Source organism: Acidovorax carolinensis (genome assembly GCF_002157145.1).
Lineage (GTDB): Bacteria > Pseudomonadota > Gammaproteobacteria > Burkholderiales > Burkholderiaceae_C > Acidovorax > Acidovorax carolinensis.
Genome location: NZ_CP021361.1, coordinates 3669551 through 3691274 on the forward strand (window position 1 = coordinate 3669551; position 21724 = coordinate 3691274).

Genomic DNA, 21724 nt, shown 5'->3' on the forward strand with positions numbered 1-21724 from the left:
GGCGGCCAAAGCTCAGCCCTTGGGAGGCAGGGCAGGCGAGCCTTGGCTCGACGCCCGCAGCGACAGCACGATGGAACCGGCAATCAGCGTGGCCGTGACCAGCAGCGCGTAGCCGATCGGAATCTTCACCAGGTCAATCAGCAGCATCTTGCCGCCGATGAACACCAGCACCAGCGCCAGGCCGTAAGCCAGCAGGTGGAAGCGGTTGGCCAGGTCGGCCAGCAAAAAGTACAGCGCGCGCAGGCCCAGGATGGCGAAGATGTTGGCCGTGAGCACGATGAACGGGTCGCTGGTGATGGCAAAAATCGCCGGAATGCTGTCCACCGCAAAGATGATGTCGGTGGTGCCGATCAGCACCAGCACCACGAACAGCGGGGTGTAGTGCTTGATGCCGCCGATCATGGTGCTGAGTTTTTCGCCGTCAAACCGGTCGGTGATGCGCATGCGCTTTTTCAGCAGCGTGAGCACCGGGTTGGTGGCGATGTCGGGTTCCTGCCCGGCGGCAAACCACATCTTCGCGCCGGTAAACACCAGAAACGCGCCAAACACATACAGCAGCCAGTGGAAGGTGGCAAGCAGCCAGGCGCCCACCAGAATCAGCAGGGTGCGCAGCACGATGGCGCCGATGATGCCGATGATGAGCGCGCGCTTTTGATACTGCGGCGGCACGGCAAAGTAGCTGAACAGCATCAAAAAGACAAAGATGTTGTCGATCGACAGGCTCTTTTCGACCAGATAGCCGGTGATGAACTGCATCGACACCGTGTTGGCCACCTCGCGGCCCTGGCTGCCATCGAGGTACCACCACAAAATGGCCACAAACACAAAGGCCAGTGAGAACCACAGCAGGCTCCAGCGCACGGCCTCTTTCATCGTGACCCTGTGCGCGCCCTGGCGCTCCATCACCAGCAGGTCGATGGCAATCGCCACCACCACAAAGACCGCAAAGCCCGCCCACATCCACCAGGTGCCTATCGTTTCCATGGTTTTTCTCCAAAAGGGGATTCATCCTGCCGGGCACTTCACCCGGCCAAAGACCTGCACTGTAGGGGTGGCATGGCTCCTTAAAAACCTGTGATATTGGTAGCATGGGTTCGGTTTTTACGCACCAAACCGGTTTCCCCCTCGAAAGACTCCCATGAGCCAGAGCTTCAACTACCGCCATCTTTTCTACTTCTGGGTGGTGGCCAAGGAAGGCGGCATTGCCCGCGCCGCCGAGCGGCTGGACATGGCCGTGCAGACCATCAGCGCCCAGGTGCGCGAGCTGGAAAAGTCGCTGGGCGTAAGCCTGCTGCGCAGCGAGGGCCGCAACCTGGTGCTGACCGACGCCGGTGTGGCCGCGCTGCACGAGGCCGACCACATCTTTGCCCTGGGCGAGCTGCTGCCCCAGCGCGTGCGCGAAGCCGCCAGCGGCCCCACGCTGCGGCTGAACCTGGGCATCTCCGACGGCATTGCCAAGCTGGCCGTGCACCGGCTGCTCAAGCCCGTGCTGGACGAGCCCCACCTGCGGCTGCTGTGCCACGAGGGCGAGTTTCAGCCCCTGCTGGGCGAGCTGGCGCTGCACAAGCTCGACGCGGTGCTGGCCGACCGCGCGGCGCCGCCCAACCCCACCCTGCGCACCACCAGCCAGCTGCTGGGCAGCAGCGCCATCGCCTGGTATGCCCCGCCGCTGTGGGCCGAGGCGACAGCCAACGGCTTTCCGCACAGCCTGGCCGTGGTTCCCGTGCTGCTGCCCACCGACCACGCCGCCATGCGCGCGCGCATCGACCACTGGCTGGAGCGCGAGCGCATCCGCCCGCGCATTGCCGGCGAGTTTGAAGACAGCGCCCTCTTGAGCACCTTTGCCGCCACCGGCATGGGCGTGATGCCCGCGCCCGTGTCGCTGGGCGAACACCTGGCGCAAACGCATGGCCTGGTGCAGGTGGGCAGCACGCCCGATGTGCAGGAGCAGTTCCACCTGATCTACAGCGCGCGCAAGGTGATGCACCCACTGCTGCCGCGGCTGCTGGCGTCGGGGCAGAGTGGCACGCTACTGAATCAATAGCTGCCAGCGTTTATCCATCAAGCGCCAGCGGCCAAAAACACCTTCAGTGATGCCACCGCACGCCCGCGCGCCCCGGCCATCCCGTCCATCACCACTCGCAAGCACATCCACCCGAAGCAGCGCAAACCGGGCATCGCGGCTATCCTCGCAGCACGTCGCCGGCATGACCGGCAGCACGCTCGACTGCCGGCTCCACCCGAACCTTCATCGACCCCTTCCAACCAGCGCTCATGTCGTCGCCCTCAACCTCTTTGTGGAGCCCCCTGCGCCAGACCGCGTTCCGGGGCCTGTGGATCTGCGGCGGCGTGTTCTTTGTCGGCAACGGCATGCAGACCATGGCGGCGGCCTGGCTCATGGTGGAGCTCACGGGCTCGTCGTTTCTGGCGGCGCTGGTGCAAACGGCCGTATTCATGCCGATGTTTTTGCTCGCGCTGCCCGCCGGCGTGCTGGCCGACACCACCGACCGCCGGCGCCTGATTTCGGGTGCGCTGCTGGCCCAGACTGGTGCCTGCGCGCTGCTGGCGCTGCTGGCGCTGCGGGGCTGGAGCGGCCCGGCCTCGGTACTTTTCCTCGTTTTTGTGTGCGGCTGCTGCACGGCCATGCTCACCCCCGCCTGGAATTCGTCGGTGATCGACCCGGTGCCGCGCGACGAGTGGCCGCAGGCCATCACCGCCGTCAGCATTGCCTACAACGCCGCGCGCGCCGTGGGGCCCACGCTGGCGGGGCTGCTGTTTGCGCTGCTGGGGGCCGGCTGGGTATTTGCCGTCACGGTGGCTACCACGCTGGTGATGTGGGAGTCCATTCGCCGCTGGCCGCCCAAAGCGCACCCGCCATCCAAACTGCCCGCCGAACGCCTGTGGGGCGGCACGCTCAGTGGGCTGCGGTTTGCCTGGCATTCGCGCATGATCCTGGCGCAACTGGTGCGCGTGACCGCCTTTGGCGCAGCGGGCTCGGCCCTGTGGGCGTTGCTGCCGGTGATTGCCCAGCGCCTGGGCACGGGCGCGCAGGGCTTTGGCCTGCTGATGGGCTGCCTGGGCACGGGCGCGGTGCTGGTGGCCTGGTGCTGGGACGGCTGCGCGCGCGCTTCGGGCTGGAGGTCATTGTGGGCACCGCGGGCGGGGTGTTTGCCGCCGCCATGCTGGTGTCCGCGCTCACGCAGCGGGCCTGGTTCGTCTATTTGTGGCTGCTGCTGGCGGGCGCGGCGTGGATGTCGGCCATGTCCACCTTCAACACCGCCACCCAGGCCAGCGCGCCGCAGTGGGTACGCTCGCGCGCCGTGGCCATGCACATGGTGGCGGCGCTGGGCGCATTTGCCATGGGCTCGGCGTTCTGGGGCGCCTCGTCCGACCTGATCGGCCTCACGCCCACGCTGTGCGTGGCGGCTGCGTGCATGGTGGCCAGCCTGCTGCTGGCCAAGCCCATGCCGCTGCGCATGGGCGCCCTGCACGAGGTGACCCAGGCCACCCCCTGGGACGAACTTTTCATCGAAGCCGAGCCCCTGCCCGAGGCCGGCCCCGTGGCCGTGGAGGTGGGTTACCGCATTGCGCCGGGCACCGACGCCGCGTTTCTGGACACCATCAGCCGCATGAAGGCCCCGCGCCGGCGCGACGGCGCCACCTTCTGGCGCGTCTACAAAGACCTGGGCGAGCCCTCCCGCTATGTCGAGCGCTTCATCGTCGAATCCTGGGCGGGCTACCTGCACCAGCGCGCCCGCGCCACCCTGGCCGACCAGGCGCTGGAGACCGAGGTGCGCGCCTTCCTGGCGCCCGGCGAGACGGCGCGCATGTCGCACTACATCGCCGAACGCTGACAGCGCGCAAGCCCGTGGCGCCCGGCCCTGAGACAATCAGGGGCATGAGCACCACCTTCGCCCCCCTGCAAAACGACACCTTCCTGCGCGCCTGCCGCCGCCAAGCCACCGATTACACCCCCCTGTGGCTGATGCGCCAGGCGGGCCGCTACTTGCCCGAATACAAGGCCACGCGCGCCCAGGCTGGCAGCTTCATGGGCCTGGCCACCAATGTGGACTTCGCCACCGAGGTCACGCTGCAGCCGCTGGAGCGCTTCCCGCTCGACGCCGCCATTTTGTTCAGCGACATCCTCACCGTGCCCGACGCCATGGGCCTGGGCCTGACCTTTGCCGAAGGCGAGGGCCCGCGCTTTGCCAAGGTGGTGCGCGACGAGGCCGCTGTGGAACAACTCGCCGTGCCCGACATGGACAAGCTGCGCTACGTGTTCGACGCCGTCACCAGCATCCGCAAGGCGCTCAATGGCCGCGTGCCGCTGATCGGCTTTTCGGGCAGCCCCTGGACCCTGGCCTGCTACATGGTCGAGGGCAAGGGCAGTGACGACTATCGCCTGGTCAAGACCCTGATGTACAGCCGCCCCGACCTGATGCACCGCATCCTGGCCATCAATGCCGACAGCGTGGCGCAATACCTCAACGCCCAGATCGACGCGGGCGCCCAGGCCGTGATGATTTTTGACAGCTGGGGCGGCGTGCTGGCCGATGGCGCCTTCCAGGAGTTCAGCCTGGCTTACACCAAGCGCGTGCTGGCGCAACTCAAGCGCACCGGAACCGACGGCCAGGACGTGCCGCGCATCGTCTTCACCAAGGGCGGCGGCATCTGGCTCGACGACATGAAAGACATCGACTGCGAAGTGCTAGGCCTGGACTGGACGGCCAACCTGGGCAAGGCGCGCGCCATCGTCGGTGGCCAGGTGGGCGGCCCCGGCAAGGCGCTGCAGGGCAACATCGACCCCAACGTGCTGTTTGCCCCGCCCGCGCAGATCGTCACCCAGGTGCACAAGGTGCTCGACAGCTTTGGCCAGCCGCACACCGACAAGACCACCCCCGGCCCCACGCACATCTTCAACCTGGGCCACGGCATCAGCCAGTTCACCCCGCCCGAGCATGTGGCGGCACTGGTCGAGGCGGTGCACGGCTACTCTCGCGCGCAGCGCCAGCGCTGAACGAACGGGGCCGCCGCCCATGCACCACGCGGTGGCATCCCCACCACGGTTATGCACAAAATGGGGCAGTGCCAGTCGCCCCGCTGCGGCGCATGCACAACGTTCCAATGATCTGCATCATTTCAATAAAAAAGCGCTAAGTGGTTGATTTTCAATGGATTAATCACAATGCCTTTTTTGTAAGCAACCCAACGGGAGCGCGTCATTTCAAGGACTTGCAAGCCAAATCCCGAGATATCAACAAAGTTATCCACAGAAATTCTGGATTTCATGCAAATTTCCCATGAAATCAATCACTTGCAGGCCAAAGTGAAGAAATTTTTGAGGAACAGCATCTGTGGCTAGCATAAATTGGGGGCATTTTCCCCTCTTGACGAACCCTGGCTGTACGACTTATGCACACAAATCGTGGTGCGGCGCAGCAAATAACCGGACGACCGTGCTAACACAAAATTTCCCCATGAAATCCTTCAGATGATTGATTTATAAGGTTTTTTTGTTCATGCCCTTTTTCCGTGCAATCTGTTGCAGCCCAGTGTTCATGCGGCCTGGCAGGGCATCCTGACAGGATGTCAACAAAGTTATCCACAGAAAACAGGAATTACCTGCCGGCACCAGCCAAATCAAGCACTTAGCCGCCACAACCCCACATCACTTCAAGATGCGCCCCTAATGTCCGCCCGCCCCTCCATCGTCCATGTGGCCCTGCAGACCCCCTCGCACAGCGGCGTGGGTGACCTGCTGAGCTACGCCAGTGAGCGCCCGCTTGCGCCCGGCACGCTGGTGCGCGTGCCACTGGGCGCGCGCGAGGTGCTGGGCGTGGTGTGGGATGCCGACGAGGCCACGGGCGAGCTGCCCGAGGGCGCCACGATGCGCGCCATTGCCGGGGTGCTCGATGGCGTGGCGCCGCTCGATCTGCCCTGGCGCCGCCTGGTGGCGTTTGCGGCACGCTATTACCAGCGCGCCCTCGGCGAAGTCGCCCTGGCCGCCCTGCCCCCGCAACTACGCGACCTGAAACCCGAGCAGCTGGCGCGCCGCCTGCGCCGCCCGGCCACGGCGGTGGGCGACAACTCAAACGCTATACAAAACATAGCGCTTACCGCAGAGCAGGAAAGCGCCAGGGCCCGAATTGCTGCGGGAAAAGGCCCGTTCCTGCTGTTTGGTAGCACCGGCAGCGGCAAGACCGAGGTGTACCTGCGCTGCGTGCAAGAGATCCTGGAGGCCGACAAGGGCGATGGATTTCCGGCCCAGGCGCTGGTGATGGTGCCCGAGATCAACCTCACGCCCCAGCTCGAAGAGCGCTTTGTGGGCCGCTTTGCCCCGCGTTTTGGCCCCGGCGCCGTGGTGTCGCTGCACAGCGGCATGACCAACCCGCAGCGCCTCAAGAGCTGGCTGGCCGCCCACTGCGGCAGCGCGCGCATCGTGCTGGGAACGCGCATGGCGGTGTTTGCCAGCCTGCCGGGGCTGCAACTCATCGTGGTCGATGAGGAGCATGACCCCAGCTACAAGCAGCAGGAAGGCGCCCGCTACTCGGCGCGCGACCTGGCCATCTGGCGCGGGCGCGAGCAAGGCGCCAAGGTGCTGCTGGGATCGGCCACGCCCTCGCTGGAAAGCTGGCACGCCAGCCGCCCCCCACACCCGAAGACCCTGAAGGCGGCCGCTACCTGCGGCTGCACATGCCCAGCCGCATTGGCGCGGGCGCGCTGGCCCGCGTGCGGCGGGTAGACATGAACCAGCAGCCCCGGCGCACCGTGTTCAGCGCCCCGCTGCTGCAGGCCATCACCGAGCGCGTGGCGCGCGGCGAGCAAAGCATGATTTTGCTGAACCGCCGCGGCTACGCCCCCGTGCTGCACTGCGTGGACTGCGGCTGGAAAAGCGACTGCCCGCACTGCAGCGCGCACCAGGTCTTCCACAAGACCGACCGAACGCTGCGCTGCCACCACTGCGGGTTCGCGGTGCGCGTGCCCTACCACTGCCCCAGCTGCGGCAGCCCCGACATCCAGCCCATGGGCCGGGGCACCGAGCAGCTCGAAGAACAACTGGGCGCCCTGCTGCGCAACGTGCAGCGCCCCGACGGCGACCCCGCCCGCATCGCACGCATCGACGCCGACACCACCAAGGCCAAGGGCGCGCTGGAGGAGCAACTGGCACAGGTGCACTCGGGCGAGGTGGATGTGCTGGTGGGCACGCAAATGATTGCCAAGGGCCATGACTTTCGCCGCATTACGCTGGTGGCCGCCGTGCAGCCCGACGGCGCCCTGTTCAGCAGCGACTTTCGCGCGCCCGAGCGGCTGTTTGCGCTGCTCATGCAGGCGGCCGGCCGCGCGGGCCGCGACGCCGCCTACATGGCCGCGCAGGGCACGCAATGCGAGATGTGGGTGCAGAGCTTTCACCCCCAGCACGCCGTGTTCGAGGCCCTGCGCACGCACAACTACGAGGCTTTTGCCGCCCAGCAACTCAAGGAGCGCGAAGAGGCCGCCATGCCACCCTTCTCATACCAGGCCCTGGTGCGGGCCGACGCGCGCACGCAGGAGGTGGCGCAGGGTTTTCTGAGTGCCGCCACCGCCGCGGCCCATGCAGCCGGCCTGCCGGGGATTGACCTGGTAACCCTGTTTCCCCCCGTGCCGCTCACCATCCAGCGCGTGGCCAATGTGGAGCGCGCCCAGATGCTCATGGAAAGCCCCAGCCGCGCCGCACTGCAGCGCTTTCTGGCCGCGTGGCAGCCGGTGCTGCAAACCACCCGCAGCCAGCCCGAGCACAAGGGCTTGATTCGCTGGCTGGTGGATGTGGATCCGCTGGCGATTTGAGGTCGCTTGAGGTGGCTTGAGGGGTTTTAGGGCCCCAGCGCTTGCGAATCAAGCGCCTAAAGCTATCAGAAATGAAGCACTCCGCAGAGTCGCCGGAGATTGCGCTCTGACCCTATCGTTGCTCAGCGCACATTCGAGCGGCGCGACGCCACGCCCAGACCGACCAGCGCCAGGCCCATCAAGGCCATCGTGCCTGGTTCTGGCACCTGGTTCGCCGACACATTCATCACATAGGTGGCGCTGGCGCCAAGCGCGCCGCCGCTCACGGCAAAAGCGTTCCCAAAGCTGCAACTGAAACGGCATACCCCGATGAAGTAGTTACCCGCAGCCACATTGAAGTTGACAATGGCGGCATCCAAAACAGAACCACCAGAGTCGTAGTTGTCGTCGTCGTTCGCCGCCAACAAAATGCCCGCAGCGTTCCACAGGCCAACTTCCATGTCCGTGTTGTCATTGTTGACTCTGTCGAAATCAATCGTGACGGGGCCACCGGATGTGCCAAAGGTGTAGAAGTCATACGCAGTCCTCAACCCGTTCGGCCGTGTGACCTCGACATGGGGCTGCGTGGTCGAGTTGGTCACGGTAGAAACAAAGTTGGTCGAAAACAGGCTTGCTCCAAGAACTTGCGCGGTGGCGGCACTGCCAGCGCCGATGGACGCCACAGGCAAGGCATGGGCGGAGAACCCGGCAACACTGATGGCAGCGGCAAGCGCTATTTTGGAGAAGATGGTCATGGGACTTCCTGTTTCTTCGGGAGGGGTAAATGGAGTCCCGTTGGTTCGTTCAGCACGATTGCCTTGGGTCCGCGACCTCATAAGCACATTTCGCGCCACAAACGAATTTTTTTGCTAGATTCGTTACAAATCAAATACTTACAAATGTTGCAGCGTGCGACCTCGATCCAGAAGGGCCGAGAGTGTAAAGCGGGCCGACACTGCGCCCGGAAGAACGGACCTGCTGTGGGCTGGACATATCGGTAAGGGCGCGCAGTCCCCATGTTGACCGCCGATGACGGCCATGGTTGTTGATCAGGTGCTGGTGGTGACAGGCTGCCAGCGGTGGGGCAGCAGCAGTTCCTGCACGCGGCCGGCCTTGTGCGTGGCAGCCGCGTCAGCACATCCTTGAGGTAGGCGTGGGGCCATGCCCGTTCATGCGGGTCGACTGGATCGGGCCCATGACGGCAACCGCAAGCGGGCCTGCGCGGAAGTTACCAGCGAAACTCCGTCAACCCTGGCACTCTACTTTTGCAGTCGCTATGGCTTGGGCTGTGTGCGACTTGCGTCCACGCCGAATCATTCCCAACTCGCTGATTGGTGGTCAGATTGCAGCTTTGGATCACCGGGCCGGAAGTCCGTTTTGGGCCGGCACCGGCCTTTCGAGGCATTTCGCCGCATCCGCACGCAGCGGATGGCTTTCCACGGCAGTCGGGCGGCGCAGCCCGACTGCGCGAACCCAAGCCATTTACCGATGGCCTTTTTTCACAGACCGTCATAGAGTGCAACAATGCACGTCCCACCCTGTCATGTCACCCACCTTGTCTATCGGCTTGCCACCGGTGGCATGGAAAACGTGGTGGTGCAACTCATCCGGCACTTGCCGCGCACATCGTTTCGGCACACCGTCATAGCGCTCTGTGACATCGACCCCGAGTTTGCCCGCCGTCTTGACGGAACGGCGGTAGAACTGATCGCGCTCAACAAGCCGCCGGGGCAGCCCTATGCCCTGTATCCCACGGTCTATCGACTGTTGCGTCACCTGCGGCCCGACGTGCTGCACAGCTGCAACCTGGCAGCGCTGGAGTTCGTGCCCGTGGCGGCACTTGCGCAGGTTCCGCTGCGTGTGCATGTAGAGCACGGACTGGACTTGCTTGAAATCAATGGCAAAGCGGCGCGCTACCGCCTGCTCAGACGGCTCTACCGCCCGTTTGTGAACCAATATGTAGCCGTGTCGGTGGACCAGGCGCGCCAGTGTGCGCAGTTAGGAGCGGCAGCCGAGCGCGTGCATCTGATCCCCAATGGCGTGGACACACGCGTGTTTCGTCCGCGCACCAGCGGCGATCCCTTGCCAGTGGGCTTTCCGTTCCAGCGCGAACAGCACTGGGTCATTGGCACGGTGGGGCGCCAGGCGGATATCAAGAACCCCTTGCTGCTGGTGGACGCCTTTGTCCAGCTGGCGCATTCGGGCGCTCCCGGCTCGGAACGCCTCAGGCTGGCCATGGTCGGGGACGGGCCATTGCACCGCGAGATTGCGCAGCGCCTGCACAACGCAGGGTTGAGCGACCGCGCCTGGCTGCCGGGCGCGCGTTCGGACATTGCCGACATCCTGAGAGCCTTCGACTGTTTCGTCCTCCCTTCGCTTTCCGAAGCGACGTCTTGCGCCCTCCAGGAGGCCATGGCCACGGGCCTGGCCATTGTGGCCACCGACGTGGGCGGAAACGCGGACGTCCTGGACCAGGGCCGGTGCGGCAGCCTGGTGCCCTCGGGCGACGTCACCGCACTGGCGACCGAACTGCAGCGGCTTAGCCAATCGGGCCAACCGAACGCCCAGGCGCAAGAAGCGCTCACATCGGTGCAGCGCCGATACAGCCTTGAGACGGTGATCCAGCGCTATGGCGACCTCTTCCTGAACGCGCCCGCCCATGCCCCCCGTGACGCATGGGCGCAGCAGCCCGCACCCCCTCAAGACAGCTTGCATTGACCCCCATGCAAAGAAGCTGATTCACAAACCGTATCGCCCCCTCTTTGCGTCCGAACGTCACCATTTTTCTATCGCCATGAAAATACTTACGTTCTCTACCCTCTACCCCAATGCCGTCAAACAGCACCACGGGATCTTCACGGAAACTGCGCTGAAGAAGGTCATGGAGACGGGCACGATCGAAACGGTGGTGGTGGCCCCGGTGCCGTGGTTTCCGTTCAAGCACAAGATGTTCGGCGACTATGCAGGTTTTGCGAAAGTGCCCAAAGAGGAAATGCGCATGGGCGTGCGCGTGTTGCACCCCCGGTACTTTCTGCCCCCCAAGATGGGCATGCATGTTGCGCCGTTTCTGATGGCCCTGGCGTCCAGGCCCGCGATAGCCAGACTGATGGACGAAGGCTTCGATTTTGACGTCATCGATGCGCATTACTTTTACCCCGATGGGGTCGCAGCAACGCTGCTGGGGCGCTATTTCAACAAGCCGGTTGTCATCAGCGCCCTCGGAACCGACATCAACCTGATCCCCAAGTTTTACCTGCCGCGGAAAATGATCCTCTGGGCAGGAAAAAATGCTGCGGCCGTCGTGACGGTCTGTGAAGCGCTGAAGACTGAACTGAAAAAGATTGGCTTGGCGCGCGAAGACATCATGCCGCTGCGCAACGGTGTCGATCTGGAATTGTTCCAGCCAGTCGACAGGCTCGTCACGCGGTCAGAGCTGGGAATCAGCGGCTTTACCTTGCTGTCGGTGGGTTACCTGGTGGCACGCAAAGGGCATCACCGCGCCATTGCTGCGCTTCAGTTGATGCCCGACGTCACCCTTGCCATCGCAGGCGGCGGCCCCGACGAATACAAACTCAAAAAACTGGCCATGGATCTCGGTGTTCAGAACCGCGTCAAGTTTCTGGGTGTGCTGTCGCAAAAAGAGCTTTGCCGGTACTACGGTGCGTGCGACGCCCTGGTTTTGGCCTCGAGCCGGGAAGGCTGGGCCAACGTGCTCCTGGAGTCGATGGCATGCGGCACCCCCGTGGTCGCCAGCAACATATGGGGAACACCCGAGGTCATTACCTCACCAGAGGCCGGTGTGCTGATGCCCAGCAATACGCCGGCCGGCATTGCCCAGGCGGTGGCGCACCTGCGCAGCAACTACCCTTTGCACACAACCACCCGCGCCTATGCCGAACGATTCAGCTGGTCCGACACCACGGCGAAAAAAGTAGGGATCTACAGCCGCGTGCGCCAGCAATCAGCATCCGTGTAGTGAGTTTTTATAGGGCAGCCGGACTGGCAATCGCCCGTGTTTGACGACGCACGCCCCCGCCATCCACCCCATAGCACTCAGGTCAACAGCGCCACCGCCCCCGAAAAGCTCAAGAACGCCAGCGCCGTGGACACCAGAATGATGCGCGCGATGCGCCCGTTGTGGGCGCCGAAGCGCTCGGCCAGCAGCGACACATTGCTGGCGCTGGGCAGGGCGGCCAGCAGCACCAGCACCGTGAGCGCAAATGGCGCAAGCGGCACACCCACGGCGATGGCTGCCGTACCCACGGCCCACACCAGCAGCGGGTGCAACAGCAGTTTGGCCAGGGCAATGGGCACGTAGTCGCGCACCAGCACGCGTTCGTGCTGGTTCATCTGCGAGCGCGCCAGCACGGCACCGATGGTGAACAGCGCCACGGGCGAGGCGGCGTCGGCCAGCATGCCCACGGTCTTGTCGGCCGGGCCGGGCAGGGTGAACTGCAGTGCCGAGGCCAGCGCCCCCAGCGCAATCGACCAGGGCATGGGGTTGGTGGCCATGCCCCGCAAGGCACTCTTCAGCGCCACCGCCACGCCATGCGTGCCAGCGCCGTCCAGGCGCGACAGGGCAATGCACAGCGACGTGGTGATCACCATATCCAGCACGATGGTGAGGATGACTGGCCCCGCGCTCTGCGCACCCAGCAACGCCACCAACAGCGGCACACCCATGAAGCCGGTGTTGGGAAAGGCGGCCACCAGCGCGCCAAAGGCGGCGTCGTTCCAGCCGATGCGCGCATTGCGTGTGAGGGCCACCGTGCCGCCCACCATGACCAGTGCGCACAGCAGGTACACGCCGGCCACGGCCGGGTCGAGCAGCTGCCCGATGGGGGTGCTGGCGCCAAAGCGGTACAGCATGCAGGGCAGCGCAAAGTACAGCACGAAAGCGTTCAGGCCCGGAATGGCCGGTTGCGGCAACACGCCGCTGCGCGCGGCCAGGTAGCCGCAGAGCACGAGCGCGAAGAAAGGAAAGGTAACAACCAGAACAGACAGCACGGCGGGCATTCTCGCAGGCCGGGGCTGCGCGGGCGCCGCTTCGCCATGTGAAATTTTTTACGCCTGCGATGGGCGCAGCCGCTCGACCCGGCTCTGTATCATTGCGCGCTCTGTCGTCCCCCGCTTCGCGCTCTCGCTCCCTCCTCCCCATGTCCGCCGGTCTCAACCTCGCCCAGCTCCAGGCTGTCCATTACACCGACGGTGCCTGCCTGGTGCTGGCCGGTGCCGGCTCGGGCAAGACGCGGGTGATCACGCACAAGATCGCACACATGATCGAGCGCGGCATGGAGCCCAAGCGCATCGCCGCCATCACCTTCACCAACAAGGCCGCCGCCGAAATGCGCGAGCGCGCCAAGGGCCTGATCGGGCGCCGTGCCAAGGATGTGCTGGTGTGCACCTTCCACGCCCTGGGCGTGCGCATGGTGCGCGAAGACGGCGCGGTGCTAGGCCTCAAACCCCAGTTCAGCATCATGGATGCCGATGACGTGGCCGGCATTTTGAAAGACGCAGCCGGCGGCACCACCGACCTGGCCACGGCGCGCCAGTGGCAGTGGACCATCAGCAAGTGGAAGAACATGGGCCTGACCTCCGGGCAGGCGCTGGCCCAGGCGACGGATGACAATGAGCGCAGCATTGCCGTGGTGATGGCGCGCTACGAAGAGCGCCTGGCGGCCTACCAGAGCGTGGATTTTGACGACCTCATCGGCATGCCGCTCAAGCTGCTGCGCGACTTTCCCGAGGTGCGCGCCAAATGGCAGGCGGCCCTGGCCCATGTGCTGGTCGATGAATACCAGGACACCAATGCCACCCAGTACGAACTGCTCAAGCTGCTGGTGGGCGAGCGCGGCCACTTCACCGCCGTGGGCGACGATGACCAGTCCATCTATGGCTGGCGCGGCGCCACGCTCGACAACCTCAAGAAGCTGCCGCTGGACTACCCCGCGCTCAAGGTCATCAAGCTGGAGCAGAACTACCGCTCCACCAGCGCCATCCTGCGCGCGGCCAACAACGTGATCGGGCCCAACCCCAAGCTGTTTCCCAAGACGCTGTTCAGCGAACTGGGCGAGGGCGATCCGGTGCGCGTGGTCGATGCCGATACCGAAGAGCACGAGGCCGACCGCGCCGTGGCCCGCATCCAGAGCCTGCGCGCTGCCGCCAACCCGCCGCCTGCGTGGAAGGACTTCGCCATCCTGTACCGCGCCAACCACCAGGCCAAGCCGTTCGAGAAGGCGCTGCGCAGGGCGAACATTCCGTACAAGGTGTCGGGCGGCACCAGCTTTTTCGACCGCGCCGAAATCAAGGACCTGTGCGCCTGGTTTCGCCTGTGGATCAACAACGACGACGACCCGGCATTTTTGCGCGCCATCGGCAGCCCCAAACGTGGCATCGGCCACACCACGCTGGCCGCTTTAGGCGCGTTTGCCACGCAGCACAAGCAAAGCATGTTTGGCGCGCTGTTCAACGGCATGCTGCCCGCGGCCGTGCCCAAACGCGCGCTCGATGGCCTGCACGAGTTTGGCCGCTACATCAACGACCTGGAGCACCGCGCCCGCCACACGCATGGCGCCGAAGCTTCGCGCGCCTTTCTGGCCGACTGGCTCAAGGAAATCGGCTACGAGCAGCACCTGTACGACGGTGAAGACAGCGAAAAAGTGGCCGCCGCCCGCTGGACCAACGTGCTGGAGTTTTGCGACTGGATGGCCCAGCGCGCCGGCGGCCAGATCGACGACACCGCAGGCGCCGTGGTGGCCAAGGAGACCAAGAGCCTGCTGGAGGTGTCGCAGACCATTGCGCTGCTCTCCACCATCAGCGAGCGCGAGCAGGAGCAGGACATGGTCACGCTCTCCACGCTGCACGCCAGCAAGGGGCTGGAATGGCCGCATGTCATTTTGGTGGGCGTCACCGAGGGCATGCTGCCCTTCAAGCTCGACGACGACGAAGGCCGCCAGCTCAAGGTGGCCGACGACACCCTGCAGCGCCTGCAGGAAGAGCGCCGCCTCATGTATGTAGGCATCACCCGCGCCCAGCGCACGCTGGCCGTGAGCTGGACCAAAAAGCGCAAGAAGGGTCGCGAAATGGTGGCCGCGCGGCCCAGCCGCTTCATTGCCGAGATGGGCCTGGACAAGGCCACCACGCGCGAAGACCCGCGCGAAAAACTCAAGGCTCTGCGCGCCGAATTTGCCGCCAAGGCCCAGGCCGCCAGCGCCGCCAATGCGGCCCCCACGGCATGAAGCGACCGCCTGAAAGACCGATGCTTCAGCCCTCCATCCGGCCCACGATTGCTTTTATTTTGATAGCTATCAGCGCTTGTCCTACAAGCGTCATAGGCCAAAATGACCCAAAATCCACGGCAGCTTGCCCGGCGGCGGCCGACATGACGCACCAGCACCTGCAGGGCCGATGGCACGCCACGCTGCAGCCCGCCACACCCGGTGTGGTGCCCCAACCCGCCACGACGGCCGTGCTGCAACTGGGCCCCCATCCCGAGCTGGCCGAAAGTGTGCGCGGCACCCTACAGCGCGGCGAAACCCGTGCGCAACTGAGCGGCGATGTGGATGCAGGCGAGCTGACCCTGGAAGAATCAATCAACGGCACCAACATCAGCGCCACCTGGACAGGCCAGGTGGTCGACGGAAGTTGTGGCAAGGAAATACACGGAACATGGACCAACGCCCACCCCACCACCACCCTGCCTTTCATACTGCGCAAGCAGGCGGGCTGGCAATGAGCGCGCGCCATGGCGCCGCCCTGGCGCTGGCGCTGCTGGCACCGGCCGGCGCCGCCCTGGCCCAGCAGACGCCGGCCGCCGGCAACGCAACAACCACCTCGGCGCCCACCAGCGCCGACACCGCATGGCGCCGGTGCGCAGCCCTGGGCGACGACAACCAGGCACGCCTGGCCTGTTTCGACCAGTGGGCTGGCCAGCAGGCCTGGCAGGCGCCCGGGGCTTCGGCCAAAGCAGGTGCAGCGGGCGCAGCGGGTGCAGCCGTCCAGCAGGGCGCCGACGCCTCGGCGGTTGCGCTGCCGGTGGACACCCGGCTGCCGGCCACCCGCATCATCGATGTGTCGAGCACCGCAGGTTGCCGGGACACGCAGTACAGCGACATCTCGCGCTTTTGGGAGCTGGAATCGGGCAGTGACTGCGGCACGTTCAGCTTTCGCGGCTACCGGCCCATCACCGTGTCGGTGGTCGCATCGAGCAGCGTGAACCGCCAGCCCAGCTCGGACGCCGAGGGGCGAACCGCCACCGAAGCCACGCCCTACCGGCGCACCGAGAACCGCATCCAGCTGTCGGTGCGCACGAAAATCGCCCAGGGCATGCTTACCCGGGGCCACCCCACACTCAAGGATTCGCTGTGGTTTGGCTACACGCAGCAGTCGCACTGGCAGCTGTTCAGCTCCAATATATCGCGCCCCTTCCGCACCACGGATCACGAGCCCGAGGTGATTTACGTGTATCCCACCGATGCGCAACTGCCCTTTGGATGGCGCTGGCGCTACAGCGGCGCCGGGCTGGTGCACCAGTCCAACGGCCAGAGCAACCCCTTGTCGCGCAGCTGGAACCGCGTCTATCTCATGACTGGCATGGAGCTGGACAACCGCTGGAACGTGCGTGCACGCGTCTGGAAGCGTCTGTCCGAAAACAGCACCAACGACGACAACCCCCGCATCAGTGACTACATCGGCCGCGGCGAGGTGCAGGTGTTCTGGAACATGGACAAGGACAACACCCTGGGCGCCACGGTGCGCCACTCGCTGTCCAGCACCGGGCGCGGCTCGGCCCGGCTGGAATGGCTGCAAACCCTGGGCACCGGCCTGGGCGGCGGCAAAAGCAACCTGCGCCTGCACACCCAGCTGTTCAGCGGCTACGGCGACAGCATGATCGACTACAACCACAAGCGCACCGTGTTCAGCCTGGGGTTGAGCCTGGTGGATTTTTAGCGTACATCCCCCTGAGGCGCTTGCGCGCCTTCCCCCTTCTCTCGAATTGCTGCGCAATCCGGGAAGGGGGACGACGCCCTCGCTGCGGGGCGGCCCTTGCTCGGCGTCCCGCGCCTGGGGCGCGCCAGTATCGTGCGCCGCTGCCCCTTGCGCGCTGTGGAGAGTCCGGAGCAAAGGCCATCAGCGCACAAGGCCCCAAACTCACTCACAACTCGTTACGACATCGTCCTCAGGTTTTGCGCACTCCTGCCGACGCGCCGCCACAATGGCACGCGCACAGACGCCGGCATGGCCCCTGCGGAAGGCTCCCGAAAAGAGCTGTTTTCCCGCCCTTTACCCGCCTTTGCCTGCGCCGTGCGCCCTCGACAATGCCGCTAAAGAGGAACTCCCATGGACATGCAATACCAGCTCAAGGCAGGCAGCTACTACCTGTACGACATGCGTGACACCCCCAGCGCTGTCACGGGCGAGCGCCGGTTCAAGCTGAAAACCGACACGGTGGCGATTGCATTCGATGTGCACACAGGCGAGGTGCACCAGCACGGCAGCCCCACGCGCATCCAGTCGTGGGCCAACAACACGCGGCGGCGCCTGCGCGCAGCGGGCGCCCAAGATGTGGCCAACGACATCGTGGTGGTGTCGGGCCCGCTGCCGGTGGACGAGCTCAACAAATGCCTGTGGGTGAACGGCTATGTGCGGCGCATGTTCAAGCGCCTTGCCAGCCTGCCGCACGGCAAGCTGCAGCGCACGGCGGAACCGTTTCGCAAGGCCGCCTGAAGCCGCCCAAGCCTTTACTCTCCTCTCTTCCAACGCCAAGGGCCGCTGTCAGCGGCCCTTGGCGCATCTGCGGCTCAGGCTGCCACGTCTGCGGCACCTTGCTCCACATCGTCCTCCTGCTCCGGCACCTCGGGGTGCTTCACGATGGTCACCGGCACCGGGCTGGAATGCGCCAGCTCTTGCGACACCGATCCCAGCAACGCACTGCTGATGGCGCCCTGGCCGCGCGCACCGATGATGACCATGTCGCAGCCTGAGCTTTCGATGATGTCCACCAGCACATGCGCCGGGTCGCCCACGCCCACGGCGGTTTCGCAGCTCAAGCCGGCCGCCTGCAGCAGCACGCGGGCCGGGGCCATCAAGTGCTCACCCGCCTCCACGCTGGCAGCGGCGATCAGGTCGGGGTCGCGCGACACCACCAGTTCATACAGCGACGCGGGTTCTTGCACATTGGCCAGCACCACGCTGGCGCGCAGGCCGTCCTGCACCAGCCGCAGCACATGGTGCACGGCGTCGAGCGAGAGGGCCGAGCCATCCACGGCGATGAGTATCTTGATCATGGCAACAACTCCTTTTATTGAACGGTTCGAACCAGTGTAGCGGCGCGTTGGCAGCGCGCGGGCCAGCGGCAGGTAGATGGCCCCATCTGGGACAATCGCGCCCATGCTCCAGTTTGACCTTCTCACCACCGACCCCACCAGCCACGCCCGCCGTGGCACGCTCACGCTCAACCACGGCGTGGTGCAAACCCCCATCTTCATGCCCGTGGGCACCTACGGCACCGTCAAGGGCGTCATGCCGCAAAGCCTGCACGACATGGGCGCGCAGATCATCCTGGGCAACACCTTTCACCTGTGGATGCGCCCCGGCCAGGAGGTCATGCAAAGCTTTGGCGGCCTGCATGGCTTTGAAAAGTGGGACAAGCCCATCCTCACCGACTCTGGCGGTTTTCAGGTCTGGAGCCTGGGCGCCATGCGCAAGATCACCGAAGAGGGCGTGCACTTTGCGTCTCCCGTCAACGGCGACAAGCTGTTCATGTCGCCGGAGGTGAGCATGCAGATCCAGACCACGCTCAACTCCGACATCGTGATGCAGCTCGACGAGTGCACCCCCTATGAAACCAAGGGGCACCTGACCACCGAGCGCGAAGCACGCCAGTCGATGGAGATGAGCCTGCGCTGGGCCCAGCGCAGCAAGGACGAGTTTGCGCGGCTTGAAAACCCCAACGCCCTCTTTGGCATCGTGCAAGGCGGCATGTTTGAGAACCTGCGCGCCGAGTCGCTGGAGCGCCTGGTCGCCATGGACTTCCCCGGCTATGCCGTGGGCGGCGTGAGCGTGGGCGAGCCCAAGGACGAAATGCTGCGCATCATGGCGCACACGCCGCACCGGCTGCCCGCCCACAAGCCGCGCTACCTGATGGGCGTGGGCACGCCCGAAGACCTGGTCGAAGGCGTGGCGCAGGGCGTGGACATGTTCGACTGCGTCATGCCCACGCGCAATGCGCGCAACGGCACGCTGTTCACGCGCTTTGGCGACCTCAAAATCCGCAACGCCCGCCACAAGACCGACCACCAGCCGCTCGACACCACCTGCAGCTGCCACGCCTGCGCCGGCAGCGCGGGCGTGCCGTGGAGCGAAGGCGGGCGGGGTGGCTTCAGCCGCGCCTACCTGCACCACCTCGACCGCTGCGGCGAAATGCTGGGGCCCATGCTCACCACCATCCACAACCTGCACTACTACCTGAACCTCATGCGCGAGGTGCGCGAGGCGCTGGATGCGGGGCAGTTTGCGCAGTTCCGGGCGCAGTTCAAGGCAGACCGGGCGCGCGGGGTGTAACCATCAGGTGATGGTGTCGCCTTTCGCTATTTATTTGATAGCTACAAGCGCCTGTCACGCAAGCGCAAGGGGCCAAAACCATTCATAAACTGCTGCACCATCTGCTGCGCTGGCCCGTGCGTGCGCTGACCGGCCTGGGCAGCGGATTGCTGGCGTTGGCCATCCTGTTCGAGGAATGGGGCTGGGAGCCGCTGCAGCGGCTGCTGGCGCGCATTGGCCGCTGGCCCGGCCTGCGGTGGGTCGAGGCGCTGGTGCGCGGCCTGCCGCCCTGGGCAGCGGTGGCGGTGTTTCTCTTGCCCACGGCCCTGCTGCTGCCGGTCAAGCTGCTGGCCCTGTGGGCGGTGGGGCGCGGGCAGGTGCTGCTGGGCATGGCGGTGATCGTGCTGGCCAAGGTGGTGGGCACCGCCGTGGTGGCGCGGCTGTTCACGCTGACCCAGCCGGCGCTCATGCAACTGGGCTGGTTTGCCTTCACCTACGCCCACTGGATGCACTTGAAGCACACCGTGCTGTCGCGCGCGCGGGCATCGTGGGCCTGGCGCGTAGCGCGGGTCATCAAGCGCCAGTGGCAGCAGCGGTGGCGCAGGCGCTGACGCAGAAGCGAAAACCCCGCCCGCGCACAGCAATGCCATGGCGGTATGGGCCCAACGCTGGGTTTGCGTCACCAACACGGCAACCGAAAAAAAGGCACCTACCATGCGTGATGGCAGGTGCCCCTTCGGTCGCGACGGCGCCGCAGATCAGTCGCGCAGATCGGCCGGCAGCGTGCCGCCGTTGGCGGCGATGCTGCGCATCACCTGCTTGTGCAGCCAGATGTTCCAGGCGGCCGAGCCGGGTTCGTCGTTGCCGCTGTAAAGCAGTTCGCCAGCCAGCTCCTTGCGTGCGGCCAGGCTGCTATCGAGGCCCAGCAACTTGAGCAGGTCGACGATGGAGGTGCGCCAGTTCAGGCCACTCGCGCCGGGCATGGCGTCCAGAATGGGCGCCACGTCACCCAGCGGGATGGATGCCGGGGCCGCAGGGGCGGCCGGGGCGCCTGCGGCCGCCGGTGGCGCGGCCACGACGACTTCGGCCGCGTTGGCTGACGGGAAAATCTTGGAAAAAATCTTGGAGAAAAAGCCCATAAGTGCTCCCGGAGTGACGTTGAGGTTGCTGTGACACGCGGCACGCGGGGGCAAGCCCTGAGCGCCGCCTGCCTTTGTATCACGCGGACGTGGCAGGCGGGGTTGCAGGTGCAGGTGCGGTTGCTACGGGCTGGCTCGACGTGCCGCAGGCGTGGCAAAACCGGGCAAACGCGCTCTTGCGCGTGCTGCAGTGTCCGCATTGGTCAAACAGGCCGATGCCGCAGTGCGGGCAAAAATCGATCTTGTCGTTTTTCAGGTCAACCGGGCGCTCGCAGCCGGGGCACACACTTTTGGCCAGGCGCGCCAGGGCCACGTCGTAGCCCAGCTCTTTGCGGCGCTGCTGGTCGGGCAGCGACTCGGCCTGCTTTTGCCGCTCCAGGTAGCGGTTGAGCGCCACGATGGCGTAGCGCCCCACCAGCGCCGTGATGGCTATGCCCACCACATAGCGCACATAGCCGCCGTAGCTCGGCAAATAGGGAACCAGTTCGACGAAGAAGGCGAATAGCGCAAAGAAGATGAAGCCCCACACAAACGGCCACCAGGTGCCCTTGCGCTTCTTGACAAAAAGCCAGCCCGCAATGGCAAGCAGGGGCAGCGTGAGCGCCAGGCGATACAGGAACACGCGCAGCTCGACCTTGCGGCGCTCGGCGTTGAGCTTTTCATAGCCGGCGGCTTCGAGCTGGCCCAGGCGCGCCTGAGCGGCCGCTGCGGCCTGGCGGGCATCGAGCGCGGCCTGCTGCTGCGCCTCGACGGCCTGCTGGGTCGTGCGCTCGGACTGCTTGAGCGCATCGAGGGCCTGTGTGCGGGCCAGCACCTCGGGGTCGTGCTCGGCGCGCTGGGTCACGCTGCGCGTGGCCAGCCAGTTGTTGAAGGTTTCGCGCTCGGCCTGGCTTTCGCTGCGCGCCTTGCTGCGCTGCAGCTGGGCCTGCTCCAGCGCGGTCTGCGCCTCTTGCTCGGCCTGGCGGGCATCGCGCACCTGATTGCGCAGGGCCTGGGCTGCCGCCTTGTCGAGAAAGTCGTCCACCCGCAGCGGGGCTTCCACCTTGGGCAAGTCGCCCACGATGGTGCTGCCCAGGCCGATGAGAAAGCTGGCGAATACCAGTGCCACCAGCCACAGCCCCCGGCGGAACCATTTTTCGGAAAGTCGCAGTGATTTGCTCATGATTTTTTCTCTTTGGTTGCTATTTATTTAATAGCTGCTTGCGCTTGTAAATAAAGCGTTGCAGCCTGTTTGTACCATT

The 21724-nt window shown here is 65.2% G+C and carries 17 protein-coding genes and 2 pseudogenes; 12 read left to right on the top strand and 7 right to left on the bottom strand.

Annotation, left to right across the window (positions count from 1 at the left end; all coding sequences use genetic code 11):
* Nucleotides 1–12: 12 nt before the first annotated feature.
* The gene (locus CBP34_RS17255) at nucleotides 13–984 is read right to left on the bottom strand and encodes a TerC family protein (RefSeq protein WP_086928227.1); all 972 of its coding nucleotides are present in this window, start codon (nucleotides 982–984) and stop codon (nucleotides 13–15) included.
* Nucleotides 985–1138: 154 nt separating this feature from the next.
* Between CBP34_RS17255 and CBP34_RS17260 the strand changes: the two genes are divergently transcribed.
* The 3 genes and pseudogenes from CBP34_RS17260 to hemE all read left to right on the top strand — a co-directional run bounded on the left by CBP34_RS17260 (nucleotide 1139) and on the right by hemE (nucleotide 5017).
* Nucleotides 1139–2044: a LysR family transcriptional regulator gene (locus tag CBP34_RS17260; protein WP_094098754.1), complete on the top strand. Its 906-nt coding sequence runs from the start codon at nucleotides 1139–1141 to the stop codon at nucleotides 2042–2044.
* A 230-nt stretch (nucleotides 2045–2274) separates the two neighbouring features.
* Nucleotides 2275–3854, top strand: a pseudogene (locus CBP34_RS17265) (MFS transporter).
* A gap of 44 nt (nucleotides 3855–3898) precedes the next feature.
* Complete coding sequence (hemE, locus tag CBP34_RS17270; RefSeq protein ID WP_086928230.1) at nucleotides 3899–5017, top strand: uroporphyrinogen decarboxylase; 1119 nt, start codon at nucleotides 3899–3901, stop codon at nucleotides 5015–5017.
* Between the two features lie 122 nt (nucleotides 5018–5139).
* Here hemE and CBP34_RS19535 read toward each other — a convergent pair whose 3' ends face one another.
* Entirely contained in the window at nucleotides 5140–5289 is a 150-nt protein-coding gene (locus CBP34_RS19535) for a hypothetical protein (RefSeq protein ID WP_157896508.1), read from the bottom strand.
* A gap of 400 nt (nucleotides 5290–5689) precedes the next feature.
* On the opposite strand from CBP34_RS19535, the pseudogene priA reads away from it, so the two are divergent.
* Nucleotides 5690–7824: pseudogene (gene priA, locus CBP34_RS17275) on the top strand (replication restart helicase PriA).
* A 122-nt stretch (nucleotides 7825–7946) separates the two neighbouring features.
* Here priA and CBP34_RS17280 read toward each other — a convergent pair.
* The gene (locus tag CBP34_RS17280) at nucleotides 7947–8558 is read right to left on the bottom strand and encodes a DVUA0089 family protein (protein ID WP_157896509.1); all 612 of its coding nucleotides are present in this window, start codon (nucleotides 8556–8558) and stop codon (nucleotides 7947–7949) included.
* Nucleotides 8559–9327: 769 nt separating this feature from the next.
* On the opposite strand from CBP34_RS17280, the gene CBP34_RS17285 reads away from it, so the two are divergent.
* Together CBP34_RS17285 and CBP34_RS17290 are read left to right on the top strand one after the other, a co-directional pair.
* Nucleotides 9328–10521, top strand: a complete 1194-nt coding sequence (locus CBP34_RS17285; RefSeq protein WP_094098756.1) for a glycosyltransferase — start codon at nucleotides 9328–9330, stop codon at nucleotides 10519–10521.
* 76 nt (nucleotides 10522–10597) lie between these two features.
* Nucleotides 10598–11779, top strand: coding sequence for a glycosyltransferase family 4 protein (locus tag CBP34_RS17290; RefSeq protein WP_094098757.1), 1182 nt, complete (start codon nucleotides 10598–10600; stop codon nucleotides 11777–11779).
* 77 nt (nucleotides 11780–11856) lie between these two features.
* On the opposite strand, the gene CBP34_RS17295 is transcribed toward CBP34_RS17290, so the two are convergent.
* Nucleotides 11857–12810: an AEC family transporter gene (locus tag CBP34_RS17295; RefSeq protein WP_094099248.1), complete on the bottom strand. Its 954-nt coding sequence runs from the start codon at nucleotides 12808–12810 to the stop codon at nucleotides 11857–11859.
* A gap of 149 nt (nucleotides 12811–12959) precedes the next feature.
* Here CBP34_RS17295 and CBP34_RS17300 point away from each other — a divergent pair, with 149 nt between their 5' ends.
* From CBP34_RS17300 to CBP34_RS17315, 4 genes are all read left to right on the top strand, one after another.
* Entirely contained in the window at nucleotides 12960–15041 is a 2082-nt protein-coding gene (locus tag CBP34_RS17300) for an ATP-dependent helicase (RefSeq protein ID WP_094098758.1), read from the top strand.
* Nucleotides 15042–15184: 143 nt separating this feature from the next.
* Nucleotides 15185–15538, top strand: coding sequence for a hypothetical protein (locus tag CBP34_RS17305; protein WP_236748451.1), 354 nt, complete (start codon nucleotides 15185–15187; stop codon nucleotides 15536–15538).
* Entirely contained in the window at nucleotides 15535–16752 is a 1218-nt protein-coding gene (locus CBP34_RS17310; RefSeq protein ID WP_094098760.1) for a phospholipase A, read from the top strand. Before CBP34_RS17305 ends, CBP34_RS17310 begins: the two co-directional genes overlap by 4 nt.
* 390 nt (nucleotides 16753–17142) lie before the next feature.
* Nucleotides 17143–17529 carry a hypothetical protein gene (locus tag CBP34_RS17315; RefSeq protein ID WP_024813899.1) on the top strand — a complete coding sequence of 129 codons (387 nt, stop codon included), beginning with the start codon at nucleotides 17143–17145 and terminating at the stop codon, nucleotides 17527–17529.
* Between the two features lie 74 nt (nucleotides 17530–17603).
* On the opposite strand, the gene CBP34_RS17320 is transcribed toward CBP34_RS17315, so the two are convergent.
* Complete coding sequence (locus CBP34_RS17320; RefSeq protein ID WP_094098761.1) at nucleotides 17604–18089, bottom strand: universal stress protein; 486 nt, start codon at nucleotides 18087–18089, stop codon at nucleotides 17604–17606.
* A 103-nt stretch (nucleotides 18090–18192) separates the two neighbouring features.
* Between CBP34_RS17320 and tgt the strand changes: the two genes are divergently transcribed.
* The gene (gene tgt, locus CBP34_RS17325; RefSeq protein ID WP_086928240.1) at nucleotides 18193–19365 is read left to right on the top strand and encodes a tRNA guanosine(34) transglycosylase Tgt; all 1173 of its coding nucleotides are present in this window, start codon (nucleotides 18193–18195) and stop codon (nucleotides 19363–19365) included.
* Nucleotides 19366–19481: 116 nt separating this feature from the next.
* Nucleotides 19482–19955 (top strand): hypothetical protein, encoded by a 474-nt coding sequence (locus tag CBP34_RS17330; RefSeq protein ID WP_236748452.1) that lies wholly within the window; start codon nucleotides 19482–19484, stop codon nucleotides 19953–19955.
* A gap of 147 nt (nucleotides 19956–20102) precedes the next feature.
* Here the strand turns inward: CBP34_RS17330 and CBP34_RS17335 are convergent, their stop codons facing one another.
* Together CBP34_RS17335 and CBP34_RS17340 are read right to left on the bottom strand one after the other, a co-directional pair.
* Nucleotides 20103–20483, bottom strand: a complete 381-nt coding sequence (locus tag CBP34_RS17335) for a DUF3597 domain-containing protein (RefSeq protein WP_094098762.1) — start codon at nucleotides 20481–20483, stop codon at nucleotides 20103–20105.
* A gap of 79 nt (nucleotides 20484–20562) precedes the next feature.
* Nucleotides 20563–21645 carry a zinc ribbon domain-containing protein gene (locus CBP34_RS17340; protein ID WP_094098763.1) on the bottom strand — a complete coding sequence of 361 codons (1083 nt, stop codon included), beginning with the start codon at nucleotides 21643–21645 and terminating at the stop codon, nucleotides 20563–20565.
* Between the last annotated feature and the right edge of the window lie 79 nt (nucleotides 21646–21724).

Excerpts from the sequence above, each read along its gene's own strand:
- CBP34_RS19535 (WP_157896508.1), bottom strand. The coding sequence starts at position 5,289 with ATGAAATCCAGAATTTCTGTGGATAACTTTGTTGATATCTCGGGATTT.
- CBP34_RS17340 (WP_094098763.1), bottom strand. The coding sequence starts at position 21,645 with ATGAGCAAATCACTGCGACTTTCCGAAAAATGGTTCCGCCGGGGGCTG.
- CBP34_RS17315 (WP_024813899.1), top strand. The coding sequence starts at position 17,143 with ATGGACATGCAATACCAGCTCAAGGCAGGCAGCTACTACCTGTACGAC.
- CBP34_RS17260 (WP_094098754.1), top strand. The coding sequence starts at position 1,139 with ATGAGCCAGAGCTTCAACTACCGCCATCTTTTCTACTTCTGGGTGGTG.
- CBP34_RS17305 (WP_236748451.1), top strand. The coding sequence starts at position 15,185 with ATGACGCACCAGCACCTGCAGGGCCGATGGCACGCCACGCTGCAGCCC.
- CBP34_RS17300 (WP_094098758.1), top strand. The coding sequence starts at position 12,960 with ATGTCCGCCGGTCTCAACCTCGCCCAGCTCCAGGCTGTCCATTACACC.
- CBP34_RS17280 (WP_157896509.1), bottom strand. The coding sequence starts at position 8,558 with ATGACCATCTTCTCCAAAATAGCGCTTGCCGCTGCCATCAGTGTTGCC.
- CBP34_RS17255 (WP_086928227.1), bottom strand. The coding sequence starts at position 984 with ATGGAAACGATAGGCACCTGGTGGATGTGGGCGGGCTTTGCGGTCTTT.
- CBP34_RS17335 (WP_094098762.1), bottom strand. The coding sequence starts at position 20,483 with ATGGGCTTTTTCTCCAAGATTTTTTCCAAGATTTTCCCGTCAGCCAAC.
- hemE (WP_086928230.1), top strand. The coding sequence starts at position 3,899 with ATGAGCACCACCTTCGCCCCCCTGCAAAACGACACCTTCCTGCGCGCC.
- CBP34_RS17285 (WP_094098756.1), top strand. The coding sequence starts at position 9,328 with ATGCACGTCCCACCCTGTCATGTCACCCACCTTGTCTATCGGCTTGCC.
- tgt (WP_086928240.1), top strand. The coding sequence starts at position 18,193 with ATGCTCCAGTTTGACCTTCTCACCACCGACCCCACCAGCCACGCCCGC.
- CBP34_RS17320 (WP_094098761.1), bottom strand. The coding sequence starts at position 18,089 with ATGATCAAGATACTCATCGCCGTGGATGGCTCGGCCCTCTCGCTCGAC.
- CBP34_RS17290 (WP_094098757.1), top strand. The coding sequence starts at position 10,598 with ATGAAAATACTTACGTTCTCTACCCTCTACCCCAATGCCGTCAAACAG.
- CBP34_RS17310 (WP_094098760.1), top strand. The coding sequence starts at position 15,535 with ATGAGCGCGCGCCATGGCGCCGCCCTGGCGCTGGCGCTGCTGGCACCG.